The organism is Streptomyces sp. NPDC029296 (genome assembly GCF_055569255.1).
The window spans coordinates 1-10,716 of record NZ_JBVHXT010000082.1 but is presented as its reverse complement, the minus strand read 5'-3'; the positions used below and the strand labels follow the sequence as shown (position 1 = coordinate 10,716).

Here is a 10,716-nt window from a genome sequence, read left to right as displayed (position 1 = left end):
GAGAGTGGGGGGGGTGTGGGGGTGGGGTTTTCCGGTCGGAATTGGCCGGTCCGCGATGTAGTGCGTGCCGAAGGACAGGGCGAGCGCGGCCGCGGCCGCGCCGGCGTGGACCCGGATGCCCAGCGCGCGGGCTCCGAGCCCGGCGACGACCGCCTGGGTGGCGGTGTAGGTGAAGCAGTGATGCAGGCACGCCTTGCGGCCGTCGGCGGTGCCGTGGGTGGTCTTTTCCTTGGTGACCGGGTCCTCGTAGGTCACCGGGGCGTCGTCGGTGGCGCCCTTCACGCGGGCGCAGAAGTCGTTCTGAACCCAGAAGTCGCCGACCGCGCTGGCGGCGCGGGTCAGTCCAAGGAGGGCGGCGAAGACGGCGGGACGATGCATGCTGGAGGTCTCCTGATCTCGAAGAAGGTGAGGGAACCGGGTGGCCGGCCCTTTGCCGATACGCGGCCACCCGGCGGTCCGACCCCGGTCGGTGCGGCCGGGTTGGGTCGTTTAAGAACGGGGGCTCGTTGTCCGGCCAGGCCGGGACGGGCAGGAACCGCACACGCAGCTCACGCCGGTCCGACCAGCAGCTGCACGCCTCCATCTACGGAGTGCGGGCAGGATCTGCTTCGCTGCCACGTGGTCGCGGATCCAAGCCGTCCCGGCCGGAAGCATGGCCACGGCCAGGTTTGCGAGGACGGACATGCAGAATCTGCCCGTTCACACGGCCGTGGATGCGGCTTGGTCCTCCTGGCCCGGCTGGACGGTGCCGTTCTTGCGGCGGGCGAGCTGCTTGTCGAACTGGGCCTGCCACTTCTCCGGGTCGTAGCCGGCGTTCTTCGCGGCGTCCCAGACGAACTCGCCGAGCGCGCCGTCGTCGAGCTGACCGGCGGTCTCGGCAACCACGGCGGCGGCGAGTTTCGGGTCGGCGCGGTGCAGGGCTTCGAGGTAGCGGTAGGCGCTCCAGGCCATGACGCCGGAGGTGGCGTAGGCGGCGAATGCCTGGGAGGAGATGTCGGTGGCGAACATCTCGTGTGTGGTGCGCAGGGTGTGCTTGAGCAGGTCCTCGACCGTCTCTGCGATGCTCTCTCCGGCCTCGTAGCGGCGGCAGCCGACTTCGGCGGCGGGGATGCCGTCCGCCATGGTGGCTGCCTCACTGACGGACAGGGCCGGCTGCCACAAGGTGTGGACCTGGCCGAGAGTGGTGAGCGTCTCGGCGCCCACGCCGTCACGTCGGGTTCGGGCGGGCATCTGAGCGCCCAGGAAGTCCTCGCCAACGATGAGGACGGTCTGCTCGTCGGCGGTGACGCGGACGCGGACCATGTCGTCAGCCGCGGTGAACCGGCCCAGCAACCGGGTGTCCAGGACCGGGAACTCGCCGCCGGTTCCGTCGGTCTGCTCGAGGACGCCGCGCAGGATGCCCCGCCAGTCGAAGAAGGCCAGGCTGTCGTCGACCGCGACACCGAGCTCGCTGCGCCGTGCGGAGAACCGGACGCGTCCTTCTGCGAGGGTGATGCTGACCGGGGCGCTGCCGGGCTGGGCGCCGGCCCATTCGCGCAGCGCGGTCAGGCAGCCGGCCGGGAGGGTGCGGGCGAACGGCTCAGCCGCATCGAGGCCGTGGTGGCGGTAGCGGGCGGCGGCCACGGTGTACCGGTCGCTGGCGACCGCGTACAGGAAGGCGGCGTCGGCCTCCAGGCGGACGCCGTGCAGCGGCTCGGTGAACTCGTCGCCGATGTGGCCGATCGTCCGGTCGATCAAGCGGCCGAGCTGGTGGGCGTTGATGGTGACGGGCACAGGTGCCTCCTCGTGAAGAGGGTGGAGTGGACGGGCGTCAGGACGCGGGGCGGCCGGCTAGGTGGTCCAGGCGCCGGGCAGCCGGTCGGGACGGTGCGGGTAGCGGGAGCCGGGACGCTGCGGGCGAGGCCGGCCGATCCGGCGGCGCCGGCGGGGGATGAGCACGAGTGATCTCCTCCAGTGGTCGGTGGGCAGCGCTGCGTCCCGCCGACGTCGTGCTGGTGTAGGCGGGACGCAGCGGGTGGGGCGTTCGGCCTGGCGGCCTGTCCGGTCCTCGCCCGGCCCCCGGGGGGTCGGGGCGGGGCGAGGGCCAGGCAGGGTGTCAGGTCAGTGGGCGGGGCGTAAGCGGCGGATGACCCATGACCGCAGCCGGTCGAAGCGGGTCGGGTGGATGTGCCGCCAGGCGGTGGGCCACAGGCCGTGTTCGGTGGGGAAGGCGTGGGACGCGCCGCACGTGCACGTCCAGGCGTACGGCTGGGGGCGCGTGTCGTCGCGGGTCGCGGTGACTTTGACGGGGAGGCCGTCGTGGCTCCCGTGGAAGGTGCCGACCCAGAACTCGGTCCGCTCAGGCTGTGTCTTCTCACGCTGTGTCTGCATCGGGTTCCTTCGGCGTGGTGGCGGCCGGACAGTGCGCGTGCGAGGTCAGCGCTGGAACAGGTCGACGTTGTCGGGACGGTGGTCGTCGCCCGACGGGGCGGGGGCGGGGATCGTGGTGTGCAGGTGGAGCTCGGGGCTGAACTGGTACTGCGGCGGGTGGTTGTAGATGAGGGGCCGCAGGGTCAGGCCGCGCAGGGCGAAGATGCTGGCCAGTGCCCACATGAGGGCGGCGAGTCCGGTGGCGGCGGCGCGGCCCCCGGCCGGGGCGGCGGACCAGATCATGGCGAGGCTGCCGATGCCGAACAGCACCCAGGTGATGCGGGCGCCGGCGTTGCCGAAGAAGCCGCCGACCAGGGCGAGCAGCCCGGTCAGTTGCCAGAACGCGTACAGGGCGGCGGGGGTGACGGCGAGGTGCGCGGCCTGGTCGGCGAGGAACACGCGGACGGGGTGGTCGACCGTGCCCCACAGGCCGCTGCCGTCGCGGGCGCTGGTGGCCGGGACGTCGGACAGACCCTTGAGTGCGGCGGAGGTGATGTCGCCGGCGGCATCCAGCAGGACGATGACCGCGCAGACCCCGGTGAGGCTGAGCACGGCCTTGATCCAGTTGGCCATCTCGTGCCAGCCGAGGCGCCGGGCCTGGAACAGGTCCTCCCACCGCTCGTACAGGAAGCCGCCCTGTTCCCAGGACGCCTCCCATGCCTGGCGCAGCCCGGCGAAGCGCTTCGGGCGGGGCCATTCCTTCGCGTCGGGCGGCGGGGGCGTCTGGTTGAGCAGGTCGGGGAAGTTCGGGTTGTGCTGGCCGTTGATGGGCTGGCCCTTGACGGGCTTGTCGTCGGACTGCATGGCGGGGCGTCTCCCTCGCTCGGATGAGTGTGATGGACGGTGGTGCGCAGGCCGGACGGCCTGGCCCGCACCCGACCGCGAGGGGGACGGGTGCGAGGCAGGTGGTCCGGAGCAGCGGCTTCAGAGGCCGCAGGAGTCGGCGAGGTGGGCGGCCTGGTCGACCATGCGCAGCGGGGTGCGGCCGGTGGCGAACGCGTCGTTGAAGGAGGGCACGGAGTCGACGTCGTCGCCGAACTGGCGGCGGATGGCGTCCAGGAGCACGGCGATCGCGCTGGCTTCCAGGCTGTTGTCGCCGCCGGCCTCGGCCCGGATGGCTCCGAGCATGCAGCGGGCGCCGTCCTCGTCGACCAGGACGTCCTTGCACCAGCCGCCGGTGAGCAGCCGGTGGTGCGCACGCTGCAGCAGGGCCGCGACCGGTGTCGGGTACAGCTCCGGCAGCGGGGCCGGGCCGGTGTCGACGGGGCCGGTGACGACGTCGGCCAGGTTCACGGGCTCGATGTCGATGTGCGCGGTGTTGACCTCGTAGGCGACGGCCGCCTCGTCCAGCTTCACGGTCATCGCCGCGTCGATCAGGGTGAGGCGTTCCTCGAGGGACAGCTCCGGTGGGACAGGAGCTGCGGTGGTCGCGGTCTGTATGGCGGGGTGGGTCTTGGGCATCGGGGGCTCCCTGGGCGTCGAAGGGTGTGGGGCGGGTGTGGCGGCCTTCGACGCCGGCGGCCGGGCGGTCAGAGGCTGGCGATCCAGCCGGTGACGGTGCTGGTGGCGCTGGTGATGACGGGGGCGGCGCCGGTGGAGGCGAGGAAGAAGCCGAACCCGGTGCAGGCCAGGGCGGGTGCGAGGCGTACGGAGCCGCCTCGGATGAGGACGACGACGATGATGCCGAGCAGGACGACGGCGGAGATCGATACGGCCACGGGCGGTGTGTCCTTCGCAGGTGCGGGCAGGACCCGGCCGGATGGCCGGGCCCTGCGAGGGGGCTGGGTGAGGGGCGGTGGGTCGGGTCAGACACCGGAGAGGTTCTTGATGGCCTCCAGTGCCTGGCGGGGGGAGGCGGCCTGCTCGGAGCGGTGATTGCCGTTCTTGGTGCCGCGCCCGCTTCCGCTGTTGCCGCCGCCTCCGCCACCGCGCCGGCGGGGACGGCCGTCGTCCTCGTCGCCTTCGTCGGGCTCGGGCCAGAACTCGCCGGGCCTTACGGGCTCGTTCCAGTCGAACCACAGGCCGCGCTTGTCCAGCTCGCTGATCTCGTGGTCGGTGAGCCGGTAGACCTCGTCGGGGAACAGCCGGGAGAGGTCGGTGTCGAAGTCGGCGTACAGCGACCGCATGAGGACGGCGCGGCCGTTGTCGAGGACGATGACGGCGACGCCGCCGGTGGAGACGCCGTTTTCGGGGTCGGCCTCGCCGCGCATGGCCCGCTCGATCGCGGATCCTTCGGTGCGGGAGTAGCGGGCCGGGATGGTCGGCACGTCGTATGGGTTCTCCATGGTGCCCTCGGCGGCTTTGCGGGTGGCGGCCGGTGAGCCCATGTTGAAGATCACGGGCCTGGAGTTCTGCCGCAGGTTGTCCTTCATCTCCGTGGAGAATCCGTTGTGTGCGAACGGGCTCTGGCCGGCCGGGTTGAAGCCGATGCCGTACTTCAGGCCGGTGACCGTGAGGTCGTCGCCGTCCTTCTGGATGAACTCGCCGAAGTCCGGGTCCTGGGCGGCGGTCATGAACTCGTCCGCGTAGACGTTCAGCTGGCGGTAGGGGCAGCGCGGGTCGCCGGGCTTGTAGTCGTGCGGCTGGCCGTCGTGGGGCCAGGGCATCTCGGCCCTGATCTCGCACAGTGCCTTCGCCGCCCGCAGGGAGCGGGCCATCCACAGGGCGTTCGAGCCCTGCCGGTCGATGTACTTCCCGAGGACGGTGGTCTTCTCGTCCTTGCGGACGGTGGCCAGCCACACCACCTGGCAGGCCAGGGACTGGGCGGCCATGTTGATCGCGAAGAACTGGGTTTTCCCGGAGCGGGAGACGCCGAGGGTGAGGCCGTGGGCCGGGGCGTTCTTGTCGTGCTGGTACACCATGGTCTTCACCGGCTGACCGGTGATGGTGAACCCGCACACGTACATGCCCTTGGCGTCCGGGGTGAGCAGCTCGCGGGTGGCGGGGAAGATCTGGGACAGCGGCGGGGTGTCGAACGCGCTGATCAGGAACTCCGAGCCGTCGATGAGGACGAACACGCAGGAGTCGTCCTCGGGCAGGCCCAGTCCGCGGCAGACCTTGGGCAGGTCGATGCGCGGGGACTCAGTGGAGTCGGTCATCTTCGCCCGGTAGAACGTCACGCCGCGTTCGTTGTCGCGGGTCTTGTGGACCAGCTCGGAGCCAGGAGCGCCGCCCTTGGGGCCGGCCACCCGGTCCGCCCAGCGCTCCGCGTCGGTCGGCTGGGTACGCCGCCTCGCGTTGGCCTCGGGGGTGACGAGGGCCTCCATCCAGCCGGGGCCGCCCTGGCGGCCGGGCTGGATGGCGACGTCCGCGAGGGTGACGTCGGCGGCGGCCACGCCGAACGCGGCTCCGACGGCCTCCGGGGTCAGGCCGCTGATGGGCCGGCCGGTCTCCGAGGCGCGCAACAGGACCGTGAGGTCGTGGTGCATGCCGGGGTGCCGGGTGGCCTTGACGATGTGGGTGCGGGCGGGCATCCCGGCTCGCTCCCACAGGATCCGGGCCTCGCGGGTGAGATGGTCGGCGCCGTCGTCCGGCTGGGCCACGCTCGGCTCCGGCGCAGCCACGGCGGGCATCAGCTGAGGGGCGGGGGCGGCGAGGGCGGGCCGGTGGCCCCGGCGGGTGTGCCGGGAGAACGGCATGACCACGAATCCGGCCGTCGCCCATCCGGCGGCGATCAGCCCGTCGAGCCAGTAGGGGCCGAGGCCGGGAGTGTGCTTGGCGGCGACATCGACGGCGGCGGCCAGGACCAGCGGGGACCAGCGCAGGATCTTACGACCGGCGCCGGGCTCGTCGCTCTTGGCGGCCAGGACCCAGCCGCCGATCCCGGCGGCGCCGGCCAGCTGCACCACGGTGTTGACGGGGCTGTCGGGGAAGGCGTTCGGGGCCACGGCCAGCACGGGCGCGGCAAGGGTGTAGGCGAGGCGTTCGAGCGCGGCACTGCGCGGCGTGGTCACTGGTGTACTCCTTCAGTAACGAGTCGGGCGGCCCCGCGAGGTGCGGGGCCGCCCGGAGCGTGGGTGGGTGGGGGAGTGGGGGTCAGCGGTTGAAGAACCCGGGCTTGGGGGTCTTCTCACGCCGGTTGGAGCGCACGTCGTCCAGCGCGCCGTAGAGCCGGGCGTGGGCACGCCGGGTCTTGTAGGTGAGGTCGACCGTCTCCTGCGCGAGCTCGGTCAGCGTGCGGACTTCCCGGGCGGCGCCGGCCAGGGCGGTGGCCACGAGGTCGGTCAGGGTGACGAACTTCGGGTCCAGTTCGGCGTTGGTGATGTCGGTGGACACCCCGTCGGTGTGGTCGGCGTTGTTCTGCATGCTGCGGCGCAGCCCCTGCAGTTCGACCGTGGCGTCGTCCATGGCCTTGCCGAGCTTGTCCAGCTTGGCCTGCACCGCCTTGTACCGGTTGTCGTCGTCGGCCACGACGGGCGCCGCGCTGGTGCCGCGGGGCGTGAGGGAACTGCTCATCAGCGGAATGTCCTCTCGGGCTTAGTCGTGGTGGGCGGCGGCCGAGGCGTGCTTGAGACCGGCATCTTCCTTGGCGGCCATGTCCTGGCCGTAGACGCGGGCGACCTCCTTGGCCGCCACACCGGCGGCTTCCCTGGCGAGGCCGCACTGCTCGGCACATCGCTTGGCCTGCGCCTTCATACGGCCCGCGGAATCGGCCAGGTCGGCGATCAGGTCGGTGACCTCGGTGGTGACGTTGTGGTCGCCGGCCAGATCGGCGGACATCTCCCGCAAAGCGTCGGCGACCCTGCCCAAGGCCTCCATGAGGGCTTCGGCACGCTCCTGGTCGGAGGCGGCCCTGATGGCGATGTTCGCCATCTCCACCAGGTACTCGCCGAACGTGATGTCCGTCCGGTGCTGGGCCGCCAGCCCCTGATGCCCAGTACGCCTGCTGACGTGCGAACTGCTCACGCTGCTCCCTTCTGTGCTGGCGGGCCGACTGGTGCCGGGCCGCTGTGTGTGCTTCTCCGGCGCGGGCGGCAGGCCCTTCACGCCGGTGGTCACGGCCGCGGGCGCGTCGGGGACGATGTCCGCGTCGACGATGTCGTGCTCGTCGTTGCCGACGGGGCGCTCGGGCGGACGGGTGGGGTGCTCGGGCCACACGTACCTCGGGGTGGTGTCCTCCGCCCCGAACGGGCTGTCCGCCGTACGGCCGTGCCGCCCGGCATCGCCCGTGCCACCGCGCTCTTTCCGGCCGGTGCGGCGGGTGCGGCCGCGCCGCTTGCGGCCGGTGCTGGTGCGCCGGCGCCGCTTCCGGCGCCGCTCCTTCGAGCCGTCAGACGGCCCGCCGGCGGCCTTGGACTTCTTGCCCGGCTCATCCGACGCACCGTCCCCGCCGGCGCCCGAGGCGCCCTCAGGGCCGTCCTCGGCGGCCTTCTCGTCTTTGCCGCCGCCCGCCTTGTCCTTCTCGGCCTTGTCCTTGCTGTCCTCGGCCGGGCCGGCCTTCTGGTCAGCGCGGCGCTTGTCCCAGCGGTCCTGGATGCCTTCCATCACCGCCGCACCCAGGGTGGTGCGGTCCTCGGCAGCCTTGGCGGCCTCCCGCTTCGCCTTCTTCGCGGCCTTCCGCTCCGCTTTCGCCCGGCGCCGTTCCTCCCACTCGGCCTGCCGGTTGGCGCGGGCCTGGTCGCGATCCTTGCTGCGATCGGCGAGGTTGGCGGCCTGGTCGGCGCTGCGCCGCTGCTGCCGGGCGGCCTGGCGGGCACCAGCGCGCTCCTGGCGGCCGCGGGCCCGTTCCGCCCGCGGGCTGGTCGGCGAGTTCTGCGACGCGCCGCCGCCCTTCGAGCCACCATCGCCCTTCGAGCCGCCCTTTCCTGCCCCGGAGCTGCCCGAGCCGCCCGAACTGCCCTTGCCGGAACCGGGCTTACCTGCCACGGAGCCGCCAGAGCCGTTCTGACGACCTTTGGAGCCGCCGGACGACTCATTGCCCTTGGAGCCGCCCCCACGGCCGCCAGCAGAGCGGTCAGTGCCCTTCCCGGTGCCCTTGGGCGAGTTACCTCCCCCGGAGCCACCGGACCCTTGCGTCCCTGAGCCGCGGCCGCCGCCGGTGCCCCGGCCCGAGCCGCCGGCGCTGCCGCCGCCTCCCCGTGAACCACCCCCGCCGCCGGCCTTCGAGCGGCCCTTGTCGACGCCCATGCCGGAGCCGCTCGACTTCATGCGGTCGGCGTCCGCTTTCCCGCGCGCCGCCGCTTTGTCGCCCTTCGCTTTCATCATCGCTGCGTGGAGCTTTCCATTCTGCTCCATCATCGCGACTTCCTGCGCGGTGCGACCCTCCAGCAGCGCAACCTTCCGCGCTATTTCCGCCTCACGGAAAGGCACTTCGCTTTCATGCCGCGCCCGCGCCCTTTCCAGCCGGAATTCCAGCCAGTCACCGAGACGGTCGGCGAGAGACCGAGGCTGAACATATTCACCCTCCTCGTATTCGCCATCATCTTCACCGGTTTCCGGTGCCGTAATTCCTTCCGAACGCAGCGCCATTGCCGGATCCGGGGCGGCCGGAATCGGCGGCAACTGCATCGTGGTCTCCTCCGGGGACTCCGGAGGAGCCTCCGGAATGTCTTCCGGAGGCGGAATGGTGTCGGCGAAATCCGGGACCGGCGGCGGCGCGTAGGTGGAATCACCGCTCCAGGGGCCGCGGACCAGGGTCCCGCTGCCGGACTCGTCGGACTCGTCGGACACGGTGCACCTCCCTCCAGGGGACTTGACAGACAGTGGGGTCTCGTGTGCACGCGCGTGCACGTGCACGTGTGCACGCTTTACGCGCGCGAGGCCCCGCCAGAGCCCGGCGGGGCCTTCGTTGGTGACGGTCAGTGACGCGGGCCGTGCTGCTCCAGCACCTGCTGCGCGTACTGCATGAGGTGGTTCCACAGCCTCGCGTCGCCTGCGGCCCGCTTGTCGACCGCGAGCATGAACAGGCGGCACACGCTGGTGAATCCGCCAAGAACGTCATTGCGTCCGGCTTTGACGTCCTTGCTGATACGGGACCGAGTAACGCGGAGCCAGAATTCCATCCGGCCGATCTCGCCGCGACTTTCGACCGCCCTGCGCTCTTCCTGCTTCAGCCAGTCGTTCCGCCCATGAACAGAGCGCTCGATCCTGGTGAGGGGGCGCGTCACGCCGACTCCCTGTCACCCAGGTCGTAAATCGACATGGGTTCACCATAGCCGATATTCCGGCCGTGCGCACCCTGCTGGTGCGGGTCGGGCGCGGCCTGGAGCTGCGGCGGGTTCTTCTTCCGCTGCATTTCCAGCTCCTTTTCCTTCCTTTCCCGGACCGTATTCACAACGGCTTCGTCGTGGGCGCGGCGCTTATAGGCGCTCTTTTCCAGGCCCTCGATGAGGTTCTTCAGGTTTTTCAGGACGTTTCCGAGGGCCCTTTCCACGGGCAGCGCGCGCAGCCTGGCGTGGTACCAGCGGTCGCCCTCCACGTGGGTGTCACGCAGGTGCACCTGCGTCTCGATCGCGAGGGTCTCCAGGTTCTTGCCGATGTCCAGCAGGACCCGCTGAACATCGGCCAGGTACCGGGCGGTGGCCTCCGGGTTCTGCGCGACGTCGCGCAGAGGGGAGTGGTTGGGGTCGGTGCTGTTCACAGCGGGGATTCCCTCCTGGTGTACTGGGTGGAGCTGGGACTGCTTCCGGCAGTCGCAGCGAGGGCCAGCCCGCTTACCTCGGGCTGGCCCTCACTGGTGTGTGCCGGACGGCTGGTCAGGAGCGCCGCTTGCGCAGCAGCTGGGACGGGTGGCACCGCCGGCAGGCCGGCCCGTGGTCCGGGCCGGTCCACCCGTGGCCGAGGTAGGCGAGTGTCGCGGGGATCGCCAGGACGGTGAAGGCCACGGTCAGGACGCTGACCACGTACAGCCAGACGGGCATGTGAACTCCTCAGTCGGTGTCGGGGGGGGTGTCGGGTGGGCGGGTCACTCGGGGCGATAGCCGCCGGCGAGCAGCTCGGCGGCCTCCTGGCGGTACTCGGAGGCGGTGCCGGGCGAGACTTCGAGCTCACGCTGGATGTCGGCGAGCGGCAGCTGGCTGGGGACGCCGGCCGCGGTCCCGAGGATCATCCGGGCGACCTTGCGGACCGCCCGCTCGCGCCGACCGAGCTTCGCGGCGTCCTCGGCTTCGACCGCGCGCCGCTCGATTTCGGCTGCGGCCCGCCGCGTTTCGGCAGCGGCCTTCTCGGCCTCGGCGGCGGCCTTCTGGGCGCGCGCACTCTCGGCGAGAGCGGCCGCCTTCTTGCGGTCCTCCTCCGCCTTCTTGCGGTCGGCTTCGGCAGCGGCCCGCCGTGTTTCGGCAGCGGCCCGCTCGGTTTCGGCAGCACGCC

At 71.5% G+C, this 10,716-nt stretch carries 12 protein-coding genes and 1 pseudogene; all 13 read right to left on the bottom strand.

What is annotated here, in order from left to right; all coding sequences use genetic code 11:
• The coding region (locus tag ACZ4W9_RS39480; protein WP_467944067.1) for a hypothetical protein at positions 1-378 on the bottom strand (378 nt) is incomplete at its 3' end.
• A gap of 321 nt (positions 379-699) precedes the next feature.
• A complete protein-coding gene (locus ACZ4W9_RS39475; protein ID WP_467944066.1) occupies positions 700-1,773 on the bottom strand; it encodes a hypothetical protein in 1,074 nt (357 codons plus the stop codon).
• A gap of 327 nt (positions 1,774-2,100) precedes the next feature.
• Positions 2,101-2,370: a hypothetical protein gene (locus ACZ4W9_RS39470; protein ID WP_467944065.1), complete on the bottom strand. Its 270-nt coding sequence runs from the start codon at positions 2,368-2,370 to the stop codon at positions 2,101-2,103.
• A gap of 45 nt (positions 2,371-2,415) precedes the next feature.
• On the bottom strand, positions 2,416-3,213 hold the full coding sequence (locus ACZ4W9_RS39465; RefSeq protein WP_467944064.1) for a hypothetical protein: 798 nt from the start codon (positions 3,211-3,213) through the stop codon (positions 2,416-2,418).
• 120 nt (positions 3,214-3,333) lie between these two features.
• Positions 3,334-3,870: a DUF6197 family protein gene (locus ACZ4W9_RS39460; RefSeq protein ID WP_467944063.1), complete on the bottom strand. Its 537-nt coding sequence runs from the start codon at positions 3,868-3,870 to the stop codon at positions 3,334-3,336.
• 68 nt (positions 3,871-3,938) lie between these two features.
• Positions 3,939-4,127, bottom strand: a complete 189-nt coding sequence (locus ACZ4W9_RS39455; protein WP_467944062.1) for a hypothetical protein — start codon at positions 4,125-4,127, stop codon at positions 3,939-3,941.
• 87 nt (positions 4,128-4,214) lie between these two features.
• Positions 4,215-6,362 (bottom strand): chromosome segregation protein ParM, encoded by a 2,148-nt coding sequence (locus ACZ4W9_RS39450; RefSeq protein WP_467944061.1) that lies wholly within the window; start codon positions 6,360-6,362, stop codon positions 4,215-4,217.
• A gap of 82 nt (positions 6,363-6,444) precedes the next feature.
• Positions 6,445-6,864 carry a conjugal transfer protein TraB gene (locus ACZ4W9_RS39445; RefSeq protein WP_467944060.1) on the bottom strand — a complete coding sequence of 140 codons (420 nt, stop codon included), beginning with the start codon at positions 6,862-6,864 and terminating at the stop codon, positions 6,445-6,447.
• A gap of 21 nt (positions 6,865-6,885) precedes the next feature.
• Complete coding sequence (locus ACZ4W9_RS39440; RefSeq protein WP_467944059.1) at positions 6,886-9,078, bottom strand: ATP/GTP-binding protein; 2,193 nt, start codon at positions 9,076-9,078, stop codon at positions 6,886-6,888.
• A 128-nt stretch (positions 9,079-9,206) separates the two neighbouring features.
• Positions 9,207-9,515: a hypothetical protein gene (locus ACZ4W9_RS39435; protein WP_467944058.1), complete on the bottom strand. Its 309-nt coding sequence runs from the start codon at positions 9,513-9,515 to the stop codon at positions 9,207-9,209.
• Positions 9,512-9,988, bottom strand: coding sequence for a hypothetical protein (locus ACZ4W9_RS39430; protein ID WP_467944057.1), 477 nt, complete (start codon positions 9,986-9,988; stop codon positions 9,512-9,514). Before ACZ4W9_RS39430 ends, ACZ4W9_RS39435 begins: the two co-directional genes overlap by 4 nt.
• Before the next feature lie 115 nt (positions 9,989-10,103).
• Positions 10,104-10,268 carry a hypothetical protein gene (locus ACZ4W9_RS39425; RefSeq protein WP_467944056.1) on the bottom strand — a complete coding sequence of 55 codons (165 nt, stop codon included), beginning with the start codon at positions 10,266-10,268 and terminating at the stop codon, positions 10,104-10,106.
• A gap of 44 nt (positions 10,269-10,312) precedes the next feature.
• Positions 10,313-10,716 (bottom strand): annotated as a pseudogene (locus ACZ4W9_RS39420) (DUF2637 domain-containing protein); the annotation flags it as partial.